Genomic DNA, 18317 nt, shown 5'->3' with positions numbered 1-18317 from the left:
TGCCATGACCCAGACCGCCCGGCTGCCCTGCGAAGAAGGCGCGATGCGGCACGGCGAGGCGGCGCCGGGCGCGGACGAGAGCTGCAAGCGCTGGGTGCTGGCGGCCTCGGTGCTGGGCTCCAGCCTGGCCTTCGTCGACGGCACCGTGGTCAACGTGGCGCTGCCGGCGATCCAGCGCTCGCTCGACGCCTCGGTCTACCAGGCGCAGTGGGTGGTGGAGTCGTACGCGCTCTTCCTGGCGGCGCTGCTGCTGGTGGGCGGCGCACTGGGCGACCGCTACGGCCGCCGCCGCGTCTTCGCGCTGGGCGTGGCCCTGTTCGGCGTCGCTTCGCTGGCCTGCGCCCTGTCGCAGACGGTGCAGCAGCTGATCGTGGCGCGCGCGGTGCAGGGCTTGGGCGGCGCGCTGCTGGTGCCCGGCAGCCTGGCCCTGATCAGCGCCACCTTCCCCGAGCAGGAACGCGGCCGCGCCTTCGGCACCTGGGCCGCGTTCAGCGGCGTGACGTCCGCCGTCGGCCCGCTGCTGGGCGGCTGGCTGGTCGACCGCTTCTCCTGGGCCTGGGCCTTCGCGGTCAACCTGCCGCTGGTGGCGCTGGTGCTGGCCATCGCCTGGACGCGCGTGCCCGAGAGCCGCCGCGCGCAGGGCGCGGCCGGCCGGCTGGACCTGCGCGGCGCCCTGCTCGCTACGCTGGGCCTGGGCGGCGTGGTGTTCGCCTTCATCGAGGCGCCCACGCGCGGCTGGGCCGCGCCCGAGGTGCTGGCGGCGATGGTGCTGGGCCTCGCGGCGCTGGTGGCCTTCGTGTTCGCGGAGCAGCGGCACCCCAACCCCATGCTGCCGCTGCGCCTGCTGCGGCAGGCGGACTTCGCCGGCGCCAACCTGCTCACCCTGCTGCTGTACGCGGCGCTGGGCGGCGGGCTGTTCTACGTGCCGCTCAACCTGATCCAGGTGCAGGGCCTGTCGGCCACGGCGGCGGGTGCGGCGCTCCTGCCCTTCGTGGCCATCCTGTTCCTGCTCTCGCGCTGGGCCGGCGGGCTGGTCGACCGGCACGGCGCGCGCAAGCCGCTGATCGTCGGGCCGCTCATCGCGGGCGCCGGCTTCGCGCTGCTGCTGCTGCCCGGCACCGGCGCGAGCTACTGGCTGCACTTCCTGCCCGGCATCGCGGTGCTGGGCCTGGGCATGGCGATCGCCATCGCACCCCTGACCACGGCGGTGATGAACGCCGTCGGCCCGGCGGACGCCGGCACCGCCTCGGGCGTCAACAACGCGATGTCGCGCGTGGCCGGCCTGCTGGCGATCGCGGTGTTCGGCTGGGTGATGGCGCTGGTGTTCGAACCCGCGCTGCTGGGCCGCCTGCGCTCGGGCGCCCTGCCGGCGCCGGTGCTGGACGCGGTGTGGGAGCAGCGCGCGCGGCTGGCCGGCATCGAGGTGCCCGCGAACGCCGGCGGCCCGGCCGCGGCCGTGGTGCGCGACGCCGTGCATTCCGCCTTCGTCGCCGGCTACCGCTGGATCATGGTGCTGAGCGTGGTGCTGGCGGTGGCCAGCGCGGGCGTCGCGGCGCTGTGGGTCGGCCGCGGCCAGGGCGCGCCGCGCGCCTGACCCCGGGTTCATCCTTTCGTCTGCTTCGCGGGCATCGCGGTACGCTCGTGGTTTTGCCTCGAGCGACGGATGCCCTCTTCCTCCAGCGAACCTTCCACCACCACGCCGCCGGTGCGCCGCTTCAAGGACCCGGCCTACCAGCCCGTGGCCCCGACCCTGGCCGACCTGCGCCAGCGCATCGATTCGCTCGACGAGCAGATCGTCGCGCTGCTCGCGCAGCGCGCGCAGTGCGTGCGCGATGCCACCCGCTTCAAGCGCGACGCCTTCCAGGTGCAGGCCCCTGCCCGCCAGGCCCAGGTGTTCGAACGTGTGCGAGGATTGGCGGCTGAGCACGAAGCCTCGTTCCCGGGCCTGCCGGCCATCGTGGAATCGACCTACCGCACGCTCGTGGCCGGCTTCGTGGCCGCCGAAGGCGACTTGTTCCAGCAGACCGAACCGATCGAACCATGAAAACGCTCTTGTCCCGCCGCCTCTTCACCACCGCCCTGGCCGCCGCCGGCCTGGCCAGTTTCTCGCTCAACGCGGGCGCCCAGCAGGCCGCTGCATCCAGCTCGGGCTGGCCGAACAAGCCGGTGCGCATCGTCGTGCCCTACGGCCCGGGCTCCTCGCCCGACGTCGCGGCGCGCATCGTCGCCGAGCGCCTCTCGCCGCGCCTGGGCCAGCCGGTGGTGGTGGAGAACCGCCCCGGCGCCGGGGGCAACAACGGCACCGGCGCCGTGGCCAAGTCGCCCGGCGACGGCTACACCTACGTGATCAGCACCAACGGTCCGCTGGTCTACAACACGGTGCTCTACAAGAACCTGCCGTACAACCCGTTCACCGAGCTCAAGCCGGTGGTGCTGGCCGGCGGCCAGGCCAACGTCTGCACGGTGCGCAGCGACTCGGGCATCAACGACCTGCGCGGCCTGGTCGGTGCCATGAAGCAGAACCCGGGCAAGTTCAACTTCTCCTCCACCGGCGTGGGCAGCCTGTCGCACCTGGGCATCGAGCTGCTCAAGGTCAAGACCGACACCTACGCGGTGCACATCCCCTACGCGTCGTCGCCGCTGGCGGTCCTGGCCATCCTGCAGGGCGACGTGCAGTTCGCCTGCGTGCCGGCCGTCGCCGTGCTGCCCCAGGTCAAGGCCGGCAAGCTGCGCACGCTGGCCGTCTCCACCGCCAAGCGCAGCGCGCTGACGCCCGACATCCCGACCATGAAGGAAGCCGGCCTGCCCGAGATCGAGAACCTGGCCTGGATGGCCATCATGGCGCCGGCCAGCACGCCCGACGACATCGTGCGGCGCATGAACCAGGAGATCAACGCGGTGCTCGCCATGCCCGAGACCAAGGAGAAGATGCACGCGCAGTACATGGAGCCCATCGGCGGATCGCCCCAGGACCTTGCGCGCTTCATGCAGCAGGAACTGCGCACGATGACGCCTGTCATCAAGCGCACCGGCATCAAGATGGAATGATGCGCATCGAGCGCGGCGCCTGTTCGCCGGAAGAGGCCGAACGGGCGCTCGCCGCGCTCGATGCTTGCGAAGGCCTGTACTTCGGCGTCGACGCCGGCATCGCGGGGCTGCACCCGCTGCAGGCCACGCTGGTCGCGCGGCCGGCGCTGCGGATCGGGGTGTTCGAGGACGGGGTGGAGGTCCGGGCGCTGACGGGGTTCGGGGCGGCCTTGTTCGGGTCGCAGGCGCTGCAGGGCTGGCGTTCGGGATTGCGACGCGGCGCTGGCGTTTCACCGGTCGCGCAGTTGCGGGGGTTGCTGCGCTGCTTCCAGCCTTCGCCGGATGTCCTGTTGCTGGGGGCGTTGCGGTTCGAGGCGCATCGGCTGGCCAGGAAGACGGAAGCACTGGACCCCCGCCTCCGCGGGGGTGACGGCATTCATGCCGGTGGTGACGGCCCCCCTTCCCGTCATCCCCGCGGAGGCGGCAATCCAGAACTCGGCGTCTTCTACTTCCCCGAGCGCCTGCTGCGGCGCGATGCCGACGGGCGATGGTCCTTCGTGCAACTTAGCCTCCCGGGCGTCGAAGCGGCCAGCGAACCGGTGGACGCAACCCCCACTTCGCCCGGCGTTCCCGCACCCGGCGACGACTTCGCCCCCGGCGGCTACGCCGAGATGGTAGGCCGCGCCCTCACGGTCCTGCGCGAGCGCCCGCTGGTTTCGCTCACCCTCAGCCAGAGCTACCGCCGCCGCGTGGCGATGCCGCCGTCAAAGGCCTTCGCGCGGCTCCGTGCGGCCAACCCCGCGCCGGCGAGTTTCTTCCTCAACGACGGCAGCGGCCTGCGCCTGCTGGGCGCTTCGCCCGACCTGCAGCTGGTGGTGCGCGGCGGCGAGGTGCAATCGCTCCCCGTCTGCGGCACGGTGGCCCGCCGCCCCGGTGCCCAGGGCGAGGCCGAGTCGCTGCGCGAGCTGTTCAACGAAGAGGTCGATGCCGCGGCGCTGGCCGTGTGCAGCGACGCTCTGCGCAACGACCTGGCGCCGCTGTGCGAACCGGGCAGCCTGCGCCTGCTCGACCGGCGCCGGCCGATGTCGCTGGCGACGGTGGTGCATGCCGTCGATCGCCTGGGCGGCAAGTTGCGCCAGGGCTGCGACGCCTGGGACGCGATCGTCGCGACCGCGGCGCCCGTGATGCTCACCGGCGCGCCGCGCGCCGAAGCCCTGCGCGCCATCGCCGACCTGGAGGCCAGCCCGCGCGGCTGGTACGGCGGCCTGGTGGTCCAGGTGTCGGCGGACGGCGATGCGCTGGTGGGCACGCTGCTGCGCGCCGCCGCCGTGCACGGCGACGTCGCCGAGGTGCGCACCGGCGGCGACCTGCTGGCCGACTCGTCGCCCGGCCGGGAGGAAGCGGAGTCGCGGCTGAAGACGCGTTCGCTCTGGCGCGCGTTCGGCCTGGAGGATGCGCCCGGTACGACCCGCGTCGCCTCCGGCCCGCTCGCCCCGTTGGCGGTACGCCTGCTGGCGCAAGGCGATCCCTTCGAGGCCGCGCTTGCCGACACGCTGGCGTCGCTCGGCATCGACACCGAGGGCGACGTCGATGCGGTCCACCTGCTCGCCGGGACGGCCCCCACACCGGAAGGTCCGGCCCTCGTCGCCATCGGTGACGCGGCCTACCGCCTGCTCGCGCAGGCCGGCGCGCAGATCCGGCCGGTCGCCGGCGAACACGGCCGCGCCCTGCGCTGCACCCGCACCGACACCGGCGAGACTTTCGGCGCCGGCCGCTACGCCACGCTGGAGCTGGTGCAGCCGCCGCCGGACTGGCAGGTGCTCGCCACCGATGCCGACGGCCGACCGGTGGTGCTCACCCGGGATCGTCTGGCGTGCCTGCTGTACCGCCCCGACTCCCTGCTCTGCGACGAGGCCGCGCGGCAGCTGCTGCGTTCCGTCATCGAGCAGTTGGCCGCCCTGCCGCGCCCATGAAAAAGCCGGGCACCCGGCCCGGCTGAAAAGCCGGGCGCGGGCCCGGCCCTCCTCCTCGAGGACTGGATCCCGTCAGGGCTTCACGTAATCGGAGATCACCTTCCACTTCCCGTTCTCGATCATCGAGAGCCGGGACTCGTTGCTGCCCAGGCGCTTCTGCGCGCCGAAGGACTGGACGGCGCCGCCGAAGATGTCGGGCGCCATCGTCATGCCGTCCATGGTCTTGACCAGGCTGTCGCTGGTGAGGTTGGGGCCGTTCTTCTGCGCGGCCTGGATGAACCAGTCGATGATGTTGTAGCCATAGACCGAGAACACGGTCGGGTCCTCGTTGAACTTGGTCTTGTACTTGTTGGCCCAGAAGCGGATCTTGTCCGAGGACTCGTCCAGGTACGGGTGCTGCACCTGCATCGTGGCGTACAGGCCGTTCATGGCGGGCCCGCCCAGCTTGTGGATCAGGTCGGTGTAGCTGGCGCTGCTGCCGATGAAGGTGGGGCTGAAGCCGGTCTTGCGCGACTCCCCGATGGTGCCGATGGTCTCGCGGATGATGGTGCCCAGCACCACCATGTCGCAGCCCGCGCCCTTCATGCGCGCCACCTGCGAGGAAAAATCGGTGGCGCCGCGCTTGAACGAGGTCTTCTCGGCCAGTTCCATGTTGATGGTCTTGAGGCCCGCTTCGGCCCCGCGCAGCACCTCCAGGCCGAACTCGTCGTCCTGGTAGATGGTGCAGACCTTCTTGGCGTTCTTGTCCTTCACCAGCTTGGGCAGGCTGGTGCGCATCTGGTCGTAGTACGTCGCGGCAAAAGCGAACTTGAGCTTGTGGAAGGGCTCGAACATCTCGCGCGCGGCGGTGATGGGCATGAAGTTGATCACGCCCTTCTCGAACTGCACCGGCATGGCCGCCATGTTCTGCGCGGTGCCCAGGTGGCCGGCCATGATGAAGATCTTGTCCTGGTTGACCAGCTTCTGCGCGGCCAGCACCGCCTTGCGCGGGTCGTAGCCGTCGTCCTCCACCAGCAGCTTCAGCTTGCGGCCGTGCACGGACCCCTGCTCGTTGAGCTCGTCCACCCGCAGCTGCATGCCCATGCGCGCCTGCTTGCCGAATCCCGCCAGCGGGCCCGAAAGGTCCTGGATGGTGCCGATCACGATCTCGTTCTTGCTCACGCCCTGCTGCTGCGCGAGCGCGGCGCCGCCGGCCAGGGACAGGGCCGCGCAGGCCGCGAGCAGTCGGAAGTTTCTTGGCATGTCCTCGTCTCCTGAAATGGAAGGCAAACGCCCTGGGTGAACGGCGCGATTCTTCCCCCGGCCCCCGGGGTGTCAAGCTGGCGTAATCCCGCAGACGAGCCGCGTTCAGCGGTACATCGCCTCGATCTGCGGCGAGTACTTGTTCTCCACCAGCTTGCGCTTGAGCTTCATGGTGGGGGTGAGCTCCTCGTCCTCCGCGGTCAGCTGCGTGTCCAGCAGGAAGAAGCGCTTGATCTGCTCCACGCGCGCGAACTTGCCGTTCACGCGGTCGATCTCGCCCTGGATCAGGTCCTGCACCTCGCGTGAGCGGGTCAGGCTGGCGTAGTTGCTGAAGGGAACGTCGTGGTCCTGCGCGTACTTCTCGACGTTCTCCTGGTCGATCATCACGATCACCGTGAGGTAGGGCCGCTTGTCGCCGATGACCACGGCGTCGGTGATGTAGGGCGAGAACTTCAGCTCGTTCTCCAGCTCGCTGGGCGTGATGTTCTTGCCGCCGGCCGTGATGATGATGTCCTTCATCCGGTCGGTGATGCGGAAGTAGCCGTCGTCGTCCACCGATCCCACGTCGCCGGTGCGGAACCACCCGTCGGCCGTGAAGGACTCGGCCGTCTTCCGCGGCTGGTTGAGGTAGCCCATGAAGACGTTGGGTCCCTTGACCTGGATCTCGCCGGTGGCCGGATCGATGCGCATCTGGTTGTGCGCGCCCGCGGGGCCGATGCTGCCCGGCTTGATGCGGCCGGGCGGCACGCAGGACGAGGCGCCGCAGGTCTCGGTCATGCCCCAGGCCTCCAGCATCGGCAGCCCGAGCGAGAGGTACCAGCGGATCAGGTCCGGCGAGATCGGCGCCGCGCCGGTGAGCAGGAAGCGCGCCTTGTGGATACCGATCAGCTTGCGCACGTTGTCCAGCGCCAGGGCGCGCGCGATGCGGAACTGGAACTTCAGCGCGGCCGGCACCGGCCGGCCCGCCAGCACGTGGTCGGCGATGCGGCCCCCCACCCCGATGCTCCACGCGTACACGGCCTGCTGCAGCCGCGTGGATTCGCGCAGCGCGATCATCACGGCCGAATAGAACTTCTCCCACACCCGCGGCACGGCGAAGAACACCGTGGGCTGGATCTCGCGGATGTTCTCCGGCACCGTCTCCGGGTTCTCCACGAAGTTGATGCGCGAGCCGGTGTAGAGCGGGAAGTACTCGCCCGCGATGCGCTCGGCGATGTGGCACAGGGGCAGGAAGCACATGCGCTCGTCGCCCTCGGCCTGCGGCAGCATCGGGCCGTAGGCGCGCGTGATATAGACCAGCGCGCCGTGGCTGTGCATCGCGCCCTTGGGCTTGCCCGTGGTGCCGGAGGTGTAGACCAGGATGGCCAGTTCCTCGGGCCGGCAGGCCTGCACGCGGTGCTGCAGCGCCTCGGGGTGCTGCGCGTCGTGCACGCGTCCCAGCTCGCGCAGCGCGTCCAGGCCCAGGACCATGGGGTCGTCCAGGTCGCGCAGGCCTTCCATGTCCATGACCACGATCTTGCGCAGGCGCGGCAGCTGCGCGCGCACCTCCAGTGCCTTGTCCAGCTGCTCCTCGTCCTCGACGAACAGGATGCTGGTGCCCGAGTCCTCGCACAGGTACTGCACCTGGGCGGGCGCGTCCGTCGGGTAGATGCCGTTGGAGACGCCGCCGGCCGACAACACCGCCAGGTCGGCCCACACCCACTCGGCCCGGGTGTTGGCCAGGATGGAGGCGGTGTCGCGCGGCTGGAAGCCCAGCGCCATCAGGCCACCGGCGAGCTCGCGCACGATGCGGCCGGCGTCGTCCCAGGTCCAGCTGCGCCACAGGCCCAGCTCCTTCTGCCGCATCCAGACGCCGGGCCCGCGCTGGCGCACGGCGTTCCAGAAGATCACCGGCAGCGTCTCGCCCTCCACCACCACGTCGTGGCGCGGCTCGATGTCGATGGCTTCCCAGAGGTTGCTCATGCGGTCATCTCCAGGTCTTCTTCTTCTTCCAGCGCCGCTCGCCGCGCACGCCCGCTTCCTTCATGCCCAGGTAGAACTCGCGGATGTCCTCCTTCTCGCGCAGGCGCGCGCAGGTGTCCTCCATCACGATGCGGCCGTTCTCCAGCACGTAGCCGTAGTCGGCGGCGTTCAGGGCCATGTTGGCGTTCTGCTCCACCAGCAGCAGGGTGGTGCCGCGCTCGCGGTTGATGCGCACCACGATCTCGAAGATTTCCTTGGTCAGCTTGGGCGACAGGCCCAGGCTGGGCTCGTCCAGCAGGATCAGCTCGGGCGCCGCCATGATGGCGCGCGAGATCGCCAGCATCTGCTGCTGGCCGCCGGAGAGCAGGCCGGCGTCCTGCGACGCGCGCTCGCGCAGGATGGGGAAGTAGGCGAACACCGCCTCCATGTCGCGCGCCACCGCGTCGCGGTCCTTGCGCGTGTACGCGCCCATCGCCAGGTTGTCGTGCACCGACAGCAGCGGGAACACCTCGCGGCCCTCGGGCACGTGCGACAGGCCCTGCTGCACGATGTGGGCCGGGTCGCGTGCGGTGATGTCCTCGCCCTTGAACTCGATGTGGCCCTTGAGCGGATCGATGATCCCGGAGATGGTCTTGAGGATGGTGGACTTGCCCGCGCCGTTGGAGCCCAGCACGGTGGCGATCTCGCCGCGCCGCACCTGCAGGCTCACGCCGCGGATGGCCTTGACCGGCCCGTAGGCCGATTCCACGTTGGCCAGCCGCAGCACCGGCTGGTCGCCGCCGCGCGCGGAGGTAACGGCCGGCGCGGCGGTCATCGCGCCGCCTCCCGCCGCAGCATGGCCACGTCCTCGGCCGCGCCCAGGTAGGCCTCGATCACGCCCGGGTGCGCCTGCACCTCGGCCGGCGTGCCCACCGCCAGCACCTCGCCCTGGTTCATGGCCAGCACCCGGTCGGACACCTTGGACACCAGCGTCATGTCGTGCTCGACCATCAGCACGGTGGTGCCCAGCTCCTGCTGGATGTCCTGGATCCAGAACGCCATGTCCTCGGTCTCCTCCACGTTCAGGCCCGAGGACGGTTCGTCCAGCAGCAGCAGGCGCGGCTCGGTGCACAGCGCACGGGCCAGCTCCACCACCTTGCGCACGCCGTACGGCAGCCCGGCGACCATGGTGTCGCGGTAGTGCTGCAGGTCCAGCAGCTCGATCACCTGCTCGACCTTCTCGCGCGCCTGGATCTCGGCGGCGCGCACGCGGCTGGTGAAGAACAGCTCGTTCCACATGCCGGTGCTGCGGTGGGTGTGGCGGCCGATCAGCAGGTTGTGCAGCACCGTCGCATGCTCGAACAGCTCGATGTTCTGGAAGGTGCGAGCGATGCCCAGCCCGGCCACGCGGTGCGGCGGCTGGCGCGTGAGCGGCTGGCCCTCGTAGTCGATGGTGCCGGTGGTGGGGTTGTAGATGCGGCTGATCAGGTTGAACACCGTGGTCTTGCCCGCGCCGTTGGGCCCGATCAGCGTGAACACCTCGCCGCGCCGCACGTCGAAGCTCACGTTGTTGACGGCCAGCACGCCGCCGAAGCGCACCGACAGGTTCTTCGCCGAGAGCAGGATCCCGGGGCCGTTCACCGCAGCCGCTCCGACTTCTGGAAGGACTTCTGCCGCCGGAACATGCCCTTGCGGTAGAACGGGAACAGCTGGAACCAGGCGCGCACCTTGAGCCAGCGGCCGTACAGCCCGAGCGGCTCGAACAGCACGAAGGCGATCAGCACCAGGCCGTAGACCACCGCCTTCAGGCCGGGCGCCTGGCCGATGGACGGCGGCAGCACGTCCTTCACCGCCGCGATGGCCTGCGGCAGCCCGATCAGGAAGATGGCGCCGAGGAAGGCGCCGTGCAGCGAGCCCAGGCCGCCGATCACCACCATCAGCAGCAGGTCGATCGACTGGATGATGTTGAACTGGTCGGGCGAGAGGAAGCGGATCTGGTGGGCGTACAGCGCGCCGCCGATACCCGCCAGCGCCGCCGAGAAGGCGAAGCTCTGCGTCTTGTACCAGGCCAGGTGGATGCCCATGCTCTGGGCCGAGATCTCGGAGTCGCGGATGGCCACGAAGGCGCGGCCGGTGGGCGAGCGCAGCAGGTTCACGCAGGCCAGCGTGGCGATGGCCGCCGTCACCAGGCACACGTAGTAGAACGAGTCGCCGGTGTCGGCCGCCCAGCCGAACGCCTTGGGCGTGCCCACCATCAGGCCGGCGTTGCCGCCCGTCACCTTCTCCCAGCGGGCGAACACCTCCTCCACGATGAAGCCGAACGACAGCGTGGCGATGCCCAGGTAGATGCCCTTGACCCGCAGCGCCGGCAGCCCGACCACCACGCCCACCACCGCCGACAGCGCGCCCGCGACGGCCATCGCCAGCGGGAACGGCCAGCCCATGTTGGTGAGCACGGCCTGGGTGTAGGCACCCGCGCCGAAGAACGCCGCATGGCCGATGGAGAACAGGCCGGTGAAGCCCGCCAGCATCATCAGCCCGAGGCCGACGATGCCGTAGATCAGGATGAACGTGAGCTGCGCCAGCAGGTACTCGGACAGCAGCCAGGGCGCGGCGACCATCACCAGCGCCAGCGCGCCGTACCAGAACACGTGGCCGCCATGCTTGGCCAGGCGGATGTCCTGGTCGTAGTGGGTCTTGAAGATGAAGCGCATGGCTAGACCTTCTTGCGCAGCTTCTCGCCGAACAGCCCGTTCGGCAGCACCACCAGCATCACCAGCACCACGATGTAGGCGGCGATGTCCTTGAAGCCCTCGGGCAGGTAGAAGCCGGCCAGCGACTCCACCACGCCGATGATCAGGCCGCCGACGATGGCGCCCGGCAGGCTGCCGAAGCCGCCCACCACCGCGGCCGGGAAGGCCTTGAGGCCGATGAAGCCCATGTTGGCGTGCACGAAGGTGATGGGCGCCAGCAGCAGCCCGGCGATGGCCGCCACCGCCGACGCCAGACCCCACACCAGGCTGTTGAGCCGGCGCACCGGGATGCCCATGTAGTAGGCGGCCAGCTGGTTCTGCGATGCCGCCTGCATGGCGATGCCCACCTTGCTGTAGCGGAAGGCGGCGTAGAGCAGCGCGCACAGGCCGGCGGTGGCGGCGATCACCACCACCTGCTCCGCGTTGACCACCAGGCCGCCCAGTCGCCAGATCACGTCCTTGTAGGGCACGGGCAGCGCGTGGGTCTCGGTGCCGATGGCCGGGATCATGGTGATGCCGCCGCGCGCCACGTAGCCGATGCCGATCGTGAGCATCACGATGGAGAAGGCCGGCTGGCCGAGGATGGGACGCAGCGCCACGCGCTCGAGCAGCACGCCGAACAGCGCCATGGCCGCGATGGCCGACAGCACCGCCACCCAGTACGGCAGGCCCATCAGCACCATCACCGCCAGCCCGCAGAAGGCGCCCAGCATCATCAGCTCGCCCTGGGCGAAGCTCACGGTCTCGGTCGCCTTGTAGATGAGCACGAAGCCCAGGGCGATCAGGCCGTAGATGCATCCCTGCGCGATGCCGCTGATCACCAGTTGGAGGAATTGCACCGCGCGTGCGCCTTTGTTGTGTGGGGTCCGGTTATAGCCGTGGCCCCTGCCGCCCGTTACAGGGTTCGCCCCGAGGGGGTCGCCAACGCGCGCCGGTGTAATGCCCTCCATGCAGACCCCCGTGAGAACCGAGAAGCAGGGCCCGGTCACGATCGTCACGCTGGACCGGCGCGAGGTGCGCAACGCGGTCGACCGCGACACCGCGCGGCAGTTGTACGAGGCGTTCCTGGCCTTCGACGCCGACGACGCGGCTTCGGTCGCGGTGTTCCACGGCGCGCACGGCCACTTCTGCGCGGGCTGGGACCTGCAGACCGGCGCCCGCCTGGCCGGCCAGGCGCAGGACGTGTTCGCCGAGCTCGACTTCCAGCCGGGCACGCCGCAGCCGCAGGGCCCGATGGGCCCTTCGCGCCTGCTGCTCTCCAAGCCGGTGATCGCCGCGGTCAGCGGCGCGGCCGTGGCCGGCGGCATGGAGCTGGCGCTGTGGTGCGACCTGCGGGTGATGGAGGAGGACGCGTACTTCGGCGTCTACTGCCGCCGCTTCGGCGTGCCGCTGATCGACGGCGGCACCGTGCGCCTGCCGCGCCTGATCGGCATGGGCCATGCCATGGACCTGATCCTCACCGGCCGCCAGGTGCGCAGCGCCGAAGCGCTGCAGATGGGCCTGTGCAACCGCGTGGTGCCCGCGGGCCAGGCGCGCGAAGCGGCGATCGCGCTGGCCGGACAGCTCGCGGCCTTCCCGCAGCGCACGCTGCGCGCCGACCGCCTGAGCGCCTATCGGCAATGGGGGCTGTCGCTGGAGGAGGCGCTGCACCAGGAGTGGTGCGGTGGCCACCCCTGCATGGCCGACGGCCTCGAGGGCGCCGCGCGCTTCGCCGCCGGCGAAGGGCGGCACGGCAAGTTCTGATCAGAGCGCCTGCGCCAGCGAGCGCGGCACCTTCACCGGCAGGTCCAGCAGCATCTGCGCGAAGCCCTTGCCCAGCGGATCGAAGCGCGGCGAAGCCGGCCCGCCGCCGGCCAGCGCGCGGTGCAGCACGAAGTTGATCGCGTGGATCCCCGGCAGGTGGAAGCGCTCCACCGGCCCTTGCGCCAGGTGCGCGAAGTACGCGCCGACCACTTCGGGCGTGAGCCGGTCCCACAGCAGCGGCGCCCACTCGGGCCGGCGCGCGATCACGCCGATGTTGGCCATGTCGCCCTTGTCGCCGCTGCGCGCCCAGGCCAGGCGGACCAGGGGCACTTCGACCTCCGGCTCATCCGGCGCGGCGGCCCAGGAAGGCGGGAGCGGCAGCGGCTCGGGGGGCTGCAGTTCACCGCCAGGGGCGATGTCCACCACCATGGCCTGGCCGCCGTCGACGCTCACCCGCACCGGCACGCCCGCCTTGTCCAGCAGGAAGGCGAACGGCTTGACCAGCGGCGAAGGCGACGGCCGGCCGCCCGCCGGCATGGTGGTGCCCGGCGACCAGGAGGTGCCTGCGGGCGCGATCTCGCGTGCGAACAGTTCCAGTGCCCGCTTGTCGGGGTGGTCCACGACGATGCGCACCATCACCTCGCGCGCTTGCGCCGCACGCGAATGCGGGCCGTACAGGCCCTCGCAGCCGAGCAGCTCGACCTGCGCCGAGCTGAAATCGGCCAGCCCCGCCTGCGCCAGCAGTTCGCGCGTGCGCTCCAGGATCGCTTCGGCCGTGCGGCGCGCCTTGGCCGCGGCCTCGCGCCCCACCAGCACCATCGAGCCGGCGCAGCGGTACCCGGCGAGCTGCGTGGCCGAGACCTTGTAGCGCGGACCCGGCGCGCGGCCCTGCGCGCCCGAGACGCGCACGCGTTCCGGCCCCGAGGGCTCGATGCGCACCTGGCGGAAATCGCAGGCCACGTCGGGCAGCAGGTAGGCGCCCGGGTCGCCGATCTCGTACAGCAGCTGTTCGGCCACGCAGGCGGCGCGCACCAGGCCGCCGGTGGCGGGCGGCTTGGTGATCTCGAAGCTGCCGTCGTCGGCGCATTCGGCGATGGGGTAGCCGATGTGGGCCCAGTCCGGCACCTCGGCCCAGTCGGTGAAGAGCCCGCCGGTGGCCTGGCAGCCGCATTCGATGATGTGGCCGGCCAGGCTGCCGCCCGCCAGGTGGTCGTGGTCGTCCGCGCCCCAGCCGAATTCGTGGATCAGCGGACCGAGCGTGACGGCGCTGTCCACCACGCGCCCGGTGATCACGATGTCGGCGCCGGCGGCCAGGGCCTTCGCGATGGGGAAGGCGCCGAGGTAGGCGTTGGCGCTGAGCACGCGCGCGGGCAGCGCCTCGCCGGTGAACATGTCGGTGGCGCCCTGCTGGCGCAGCGACGGCATCCGGGCGGCCACGTCGTCGCCCTCCACCACCGCGATGCGCGGCGACAGGCCCATGGATGCGGCGAGCGCCTTCACCGCCTGCGCGCAGCCTTGCGGGTTGATGCCGCCGGCGTTGGCCACGACCTTGATGCCGCGCCGCATCGCCTCGGGCAGCACCTGCTGCAGGGCGGTGTCGACGAAGTCCGTGGCCCAGCCCAGCTCCGGCTTCTTCGCCCGCGCGCCGGCCAGCACGGCCATGGTGGTCTCGGCCAGGTAGTCGAACACCAGGTAGTCGATCGCGCCGGACTGCACCAGCTGCGCCGGCCCGACCCGGCTGTCGCCCCAGAAGCCGGAGGCGCCTCCTATGCGGACGGTTTTGCGATTGGCCATGGCAGGAGGGTAGCGCTTGTTGGGGCCGTGCGCCCGCGCGGCAGGCGGTGCCTGGCCCGGGCTCATGGTGGGCCGGTTGCTCGCGCTTCGCACTCGCAACTCGCAGGGCATTCCGCGGCCCGGCCTGCGCGGCAGAACTCACTGCGCGCTGCGGTGCAGCGCTCCGTTCAGACAGCTGCCGCGAGTCAGTTGTTCATTTCAAGCTCGCCTTCGGCTCGCAACGGCCGGGCCGCGGAAAGCCCGGCTCGTCCCACAAATCGCCCGGGCCAGGCACCGCCTGCCGCGTGGGAGCAGGGTGCGAGTGCGAGCAGGAAACCCTCTGCGCCCCGCCGCCTGCCTCGCCACTGCGCTCCGCCGACTCCCTCGCCACTGCGCTCCGCTTTTCTTTGCCACGTCATCCCCGCGAAGGCGGGGATCCAGTGCTTCCCTGAAGCCCGCCGAAGGCGGACGCACTGGATTCCCGCCTTCGCGGGAATGACGGGGGCCTAGCAGGAGCCCTGCCTGGTCGGCCACCGCTGTGCCCAGCGGCAGGGGGTCCCCGGCGGGGGGCGATTTCTGTGCCGAGCGTCGCGCAGTGGTGCGGGCCCTGCGAGCCCGCGGCAAGCGGGCGCAGCTCGTTGCAGGGGGTCCCCGGCGGGGGGCGATTTCTGTGCCGAGCGTCGCGCAGTGGTGCGGGCCCTGCGAGCCCGCGGCAAGCGGGCGCAGCTCGTTGATGAACCACTGACTCGCGGAAACTGTCTGAACGGAGCGGTGCGCAGCAGCGCGAAGTGAGTTTTTCCGCGAGGGCCCGCACCACTCAAGCGATGCGCGCAGCACTGCGAGCGCCAGCGAAGCAGGCGAAGAGGCACAGCATGAGCCCCCCGCCGGGGACCCCCTGCCGCAGGCCACGAACACCAATGAGCATTAGCCAAAGACCCGCAAGAAGGCTCCCATCGATCCCCACCCACCGGCCCAAGTCGGCCCCCCAGGAACGACGGGCCCCCGTCGGCAATACCCGAATAGCCCCCGCCGCCCCCCACCGCTAGAGTCGAACGCCGCCCGACCGCCAACCCCGCCGCATGCCCCAGATCGAAACCACCGTCGCCCCCGGCAGCGAAGCCTTCGCCGCGAACCGCGAGCACATGCTCGGCCTGCTGCAGCGGGTGCGCACGTACGAACAGCGCACGCGCGCCAAGTCGACCGCCGCGCGCGAGCGGTTCGAGCAGCGCGGCCAGCTGCTGCCGCGCCAGCGCCTGTCCCTGCTGCTGGACCCGGGCGCGCCCTTCCTGGAGCTGGCCTCGCTGGCCGGCCTGGGCCTGGACACGGATGACCTGGACCGCAGCGTGCCGGGCGGCGGGATGGTCGCCGGCATCGGCTTCGTCAGCGGCGTGCGCTGCATGGTGCTGGTGTCCGACTCGGGCATCGACGCCGGCGCGCTGCAGCCCATGGGCCTGGACAAGCTGCTGCGCGTGCAGGAGCTCGCGCTGGAGAACAGGCTGCCCTACGTGCAGCTGGTCGAATCGGCCGGCGCCAACCTCATGACCTACCGGGTCGAGGACTTCATCCGCGGCGGCAGCACCTTCCGCAACCTGGCGCGCCTGTCGGCCGCGGGGCTGCCGGTGGTGACCGTCACGCACGGCTCCTCCACCGCGGGCGGCGCCTACCAGACGGGCCTGTCGGACTACATCATCCTGGTGCGCGGCCGCTCGCGCGCCTTCCTGGCCGGGCCGCCGCTGCTCATGGCCGCCACCGGCGAAGTCGCCACCGAGGAGGAGCTGGGCGGCGCCGAGATGCACACCAGCATTTCGGGCCTGGGCGACTACCTGGCCGAGGACGACCGCGACGCGCTGCGAATCGCCCGCGACATCCTGGCGCAGATCGACTGGGACCGCAGCGCGCGGTCGGCGCCGCGCGAGCCCCGTCCCCCCCGCCTGGACGCGGAAGAGCTGCTGGGCCTGATGCCGGCCGACCTCAAGCGGCCGGTCGACATGAAGCAGGTGATCGCGCGCATCGCCGACGACTCCGACTTCCTGGAGTTCGGACGCGACTACGGCAGCGCCACCGTCTGCGGCCACATCCGGCTGGAGGGCTGGCCGGTGGGCGTGATCACCAACAACGGCCCGATCGACGTGGCCGGCGCCAACAAGGCCACCCACTTCATCCAGGCCTGCTGCCAGTCGGGCACGCCCCTGCTCTACCTGAACAACACGACCGGCTTCATGGTGGGCAAGGCCTACGAGCAGGCCGGGATGATCAAGCACGGCTCCAGGATGATCCAGGCCGTCACCAACGCCAGCGTGCCGCAGGTGACGGTCTACTGCGGCGCGTCGTACGGCGCGGGCAACTACGGCATGTGCGGGCGGGGCTTTCATCCGCGCTTCTGCTTCAGCTGGCCCAACGCGCGCACCGCCGTCATGGGCGGCGAGCAGGCGGCGCAGACCATGCGCATCGTCAGCGAAGCGGCCATGAAGCGCAAAGGCGAGGTCGACGTGGCCCGGCTGGACGAGATGAGCCGGCGCATCGTCGAGCACTTCGACGGGCAGATGAGCGTCTTCACCACCAGCGCCCGCCTGCTGGACGACGGCGTGATCGACCCGCGCGACACGCGCGCCGTGCTCGCCGAAGTGTTCGCCGTCTGCCGCGAAGCCGAAGCGCGGCAACCGCGCGCGATGCAGTTCTCGGTGGCGCGCCCCTGAAGGAGACCGGAAAGATGCAACTCACGCACGAACACGAACAGCTGCGCGCCACCGTCAGGCGCTGGATCGACGAGCAGGTGAACCCGCACGTCGACCAGTGGGAGCGCGACGAGATCTTTCCCGCGCACCAGCTCTTCCGCCAGATGGGCGAGCTGGGCCTGCTGGGACTCACCAAGCCCGAAGAGAACGGCGGTGCCGCGCTCGACTTCTCCTATGCCGCCGTACTGGCCGAGGCGCTGGGCGAGATCCGCTGCGGCGGCGTGCCCATGGCCATCGGCGTGCAGACCGACATGTGCACGCCGGCACTGGCGCGCCACGGCAGCCGCGAACTGCGCGACGAGTTCCTGGCGCCGGCGATCCGCGGCGAGATGGTCGGGTGCCTGGGCGTGAGCGAGGTCGGCAGCGGATCGGACGTGGCGTCGATCCGGACCACCGCGCGCAAGGACGGCGACGACTACGTGATCAACGGCGGCAAGATGTGGACCACCAGCGGCACGCAGGCCGACTTCTGCTGCCTGCTGGCCAACACCTCGGACGGCTCGGCCCACCGCAACAAGTCGCTGATCATCGTGCCGATGAAGACGCCGGGCATCAGCGTCGCGCGCAAGATCCGCAAGATGGGCATGCACTCGTCGGACACGGCGCAGCTGCACTTCGACGATGTGCGCGTGCCGCAGCGCCATCGCATCGGCGAGGAGGGCATGGGCTTCATGTACCAGATGGAGCAGTTCCAGCACGAGCGCCTGTGGGGATCGCTCAACGCCTGCGGCATGGCCCGGCGCGCCATCCGCGAGACCATCGAATACACCCGCGAGCGCAAGGCGTTCGGCCGCTCCATCCTGGACAACCAGTGGGTGCACTACAAGCTGGCCGAGCTGCAGACCGAGGTCGAGGCCCTGCATGCGCTCAACTGGGCCGGCGTGGAGAGGGTGGTGCGCGGCGAGGACGCCACCCGCCTGGCCACCATGGCCAAGCTCAAGGCCGGCCGCGTGGTGCGCGAGGTGGCCGACGGCTGCCTGCAGTTCTGGGGCGGCATGGGCTACACCGACGAGGCGCCGATCTCGCGCCTGTTCCGCGACATGCGGCTGGTGTCCATCGGCGCGGGCGCGGACGAGGTGATGCTGCAGATCCTGTCCAAGTTCATGGGCACGTTCCCGAAGAACGACTGA

At 70.8% G+C, this 18317-nt stretch carries 14 protein-coding genes; 7 read left to right on the top strand and 7 right to left on the bottom strand.

Going from position 1 to position 18317, the window contains the following annotated elements:
- Positions 1 to 4: 4 nt before the first annotated feature.
- The 4 genes from ASG30_RS05030 (at position 5) to ASG30_RS05015 (ending at position 5000) form a co-directional block, all read left to right on the top strand.
- Positions 5 to 1594, top strand: a complete 1590-nt coding sequence (locus tag ASG30_RS05030; RefSeq protein ID WP_055893548.1) for an MFS transporter — start codon at positions 5 to 7, stop codon at positions 1592 to 1594.
- Between the two features lie 69 nt (positions 1595 to 1663).
- The gene (locus ASG30_RS05025; protein ID WP_082521910.1) at positions 1664 to 2044 is read left to right on the top strand and encodes a chorismate mutase; all 381 of its coding nucleotides are present in this window, start codon (positions 1664 to 1666) and stop codon (positions 2042 to 2044) included.
- Complete coding sequence (locus ASG30_RS05020) at positions 2041 to 3048, top strand: Bug family tripartite tricarboxylate transporter substrate binding protein (protein ID WP_082521909.1); 1008 nt, start codon at positions 2041 to 2043, stop codon at positions 3046 to 3048. Before ASG30_RS05025 ends, ASG30_RS05020 begins: the two co-directional genes overlap by 4 nt.
- Positions 3045 to 5000 carry a chorismate-binding protein gene (locus ASG30_RS05015; RefSeq protein ID WP_082521908.1) on the top strand — a complete coding sequence of 652 codons (1956 nt, stop codon included), beginning with the start codon at positions 3045 to 3047 and terminating at the stop codon, positions 4998 to 5000. The genes ASG30_RS05020 and ASG30_RS05015 overlap by 4 nt, the downstream gene beginning before the upstream one ends.
- Positions 5001 to 5072: 72 nt before the next feature.
- Here ASG30_RS05015 and ASG30_RS05010 read toward each other — a convergent pair whose 3' ends face one another.
- From ASG30_RS05010 to ASG30_RS04985, 6 genes are all read right to left on the bottom strand, one after another.
- The gene (locus ASG30_RS05010) at positions 5073 to 6242 is read right to left on the bottom strand and encodes an ABC transporter substrate-binding protein (RefSeq protein WP_055893542.1); all 1170 of its coding nucleotides are present in this window, start codon (positions 6240 to 6242) and stop codon (positions 5073 to 5075) included.
- A gap of 105 nt (positions 6243 to 6347) precedes the next feature.
- The gene (locus ASG30_RS05005; protein ID WP_055893539.1) at positions 6348 to 8204 is read right to left on the bottom strand and encodes an AMP-dependent synthetase/ligase; all 1857 of its coding nucleotides are present in this window, start codon (positions 8202 to 8204) and stop codon (positions 6348 to 6350) included.
- Positions 8205 to 8208: 4 nt separating this feature from the next.
- On the bottom strand, positions 8209 to 9018 hold the full coding sequence (locus ASG30_RS05000) for an ABC transporter ATP-binding protein (protein WP_055893534.1): 810 nt from the start codon (positions 9016 to 9018) through the stop codon (positions 8209 to 8211).
- Positions 9015 to 9824: an ABC transporter ATP-binding protein gene (locus tag ASG30_RS04995; RefSeq protein ID WP_055893532.1), complete on the bottom strand. Its 810-nt coding sequence runs from the start codon at positions 9822 to 9824 to the stop codon at positions 9015 to 9017. The genes ASG30_RS05000 and ASG30_RS04995 overlap by 4 nt, the downstream gene beginning before the upstream one ends.
- The gene (locus ASG30_RS04990) at positions 9821 to 10897 is read right to left on the bottom strand and encodes a branched-chain amino acid ABC transporter permease (RefSeq protein WP_055893530.1); all 1077 of its coding nucleotides are present in this window, start codon (positions 10895 to 10897) and stop codon (positions 9821 to 9823) included. The genes ASG30_RS04995 and ASG30_RS04990 overlap by 4 nt, the downstream gene beginning before the upstream one ends.
- 2 nt (positions 10898 to 10899) lie before the next feature.
- Positions 10900 to 11775: a branched-chain amino acid ABC transporter permease gene (locus ASG30_RS04985; protein ID WP_055893527.1), complete on the bottom strand. Its 876-nt coding sequence runs from the start codon at positions 11773 to 11775 to the stop codon at positions 10900 to 10902.
- Positions 11776 to 11875: 100 nt separating this feature from the next.
- Here ASG30_RS04985 and ASG30_RS04980 point away from each other — a divergent pair, with 100 nt between their 5' ends.
- Positions 11876 to 12679, top strand: coding sequence for a crotonase/enoyl-CoA hydratase family protein (locus tag ASG30_RS04980; RefSeq protein ID WP_442965665.1), 804 nt, complete (start codon positions 11876 to 11878; stop codon positions 12677 to 12679).
- Here ASG30_RS04980 and ASG30_RS04975 read toward each other — a convergent pair whose 3' ends face one another.
- Positions 12680 to 14473 carry an acyclic terpene utilization AtuA family protein gene (locus ASG30_RS04975; protein WP_055893524.1) on the bottom strand — a complete coding sequence of 598 codons (1794 nt, stop codon included), beginning with the start codon at positions 14471 to 14473 and terminating at the stop codon, positions 12680 to 12682.
- Between the two features lie 1058 nt (positions 14474 to 15531).
- Here ASG30_RS04975 and ASG30_RS04970 point away from each other — a divergent pair.
- Together ASG30_RS04970 and ASG30_RS04965 are read left to right on the top strand one after the other, a co-directional pair.
- Complete coding sequence (locus ASG30_RS04970; protein WP_055893522.1) at positions 15532 to 17148, top strand: acyl-CoA carboxylase subunit beta; 1617 nt, start codon at positions 15532 to 15534, stop codon at positions 17146 to 17148.
- A 14-nt stretch (positions 17149 to 17162) separates the two neighbouring features.
- A complete protein-coding gene (locus ASG30_RS04965) occupies positions 17163 to 18317 on the top strand; it encodes an acyl-CoA dehydrogenase family protein (protein WP_055893519.1) in 1155 nt (384 codons plus the stop codon).

It is taken from the genome of Ramlibacter sp. Leaf400, assembly GCF_001424545.1.
Classification (GTDB): domain Bacteria; phylum Pseudomonadota; class Gammaproteobacteria; order Burkholderiales; family Burkholderiaceae_C; genus Ramlibacter.
Note: the sequence above shows the minus strand (reverse complement) of the source record. Positions and strands in the feature narration are given on the sequence as shown.

Bases quoted from the DNA above. Each gene is read 5' to 3' on its own strand.
- ASG30_RS05030 (WP_055893548.1), top strand. From the start codon at position 5: ATGACCCAGACCGCCCGGCTGCCCTGCGAAGAAGGCGCGATGCGGCAC.
- ASG30_RS05025 (WP_082521910.1), top strand. From the start codon at position 1,664: ATGCCCTCTTCCTCCAGCGAACCTTCCACCACCACGCCGCCGGTGCGC.
- ASG30_RS05020 (WP_082521909.1), top strand. From the start codon at position 2,041: ATGAAAACGCTCTTGTCCCGCCGCCTCTTCACCACCGCCCTGGCCGCC.
- ASG30_RS05015 (WP_082521908.1), top strand. From the start codon at position 3,045: ATGATGCGCATCGAGCGCGGCGCCTGTTCGCCGGAAGAGGCCGAACGG.
- ASG30_RS05010 (WP_055893542.1), bottom strand. From the start codon at position 6,242: ATGCCAAGAAACTTCCGACTGCTCGCGGCCTGCGCGGCCCTGTCCCTG.
- ASG30_RS05005 (WP_055893539.1), bottom strand. From the start codon at position 8,204: ATGAGCAACCTCTGGGAAGCCATCGACATCGAGCCGCGCCACGACGTG.
- ASG30_RS05000 (WP_055893534.1), bottom strand. From the start codon at position 9,018: ATGACCGCCGCGCCGGCCGTTACCTCCGCGCGCGGCGGCGACCAGCCG.
- ASG30_RS04990 (WP_055893530.1), bottom strand. From the start codon at position 10,897: ATGCGCTTCATCTTCAAGACCCACTACGACCAGGACATCCGCCTGGCC.
- ASG30_RS04980 (WP_442965665.1), top strand. From the start codon at position 11,876: ATGCCCTCCATGCAGACCCCCGTGAGAACCGAGAAGCAGGGCCCGGTC.
- ASG30_RS04975 (WP_055893524.1), bottom strand. From the start codon at position 14,473: ATGGCCAATCGCAAAACCGTCCGCATAGGAGGCGCCTCCGGCTTCTGG.
- ASG30_RS04970 (WP_055893522.1), top strand. From the start codon at position 15,532: ATGCCCCAGATCGAAACCACCGTCGCCCCCGGCAGCGAAGCCTTCGCC.
- ASG30_RS04965 (WP_055893519.1), top strand. From the start codon at position 17,163: ATGCAACTCACGCACGAACACGAACAGCTGCGCGCCACCGTCAGGCGC.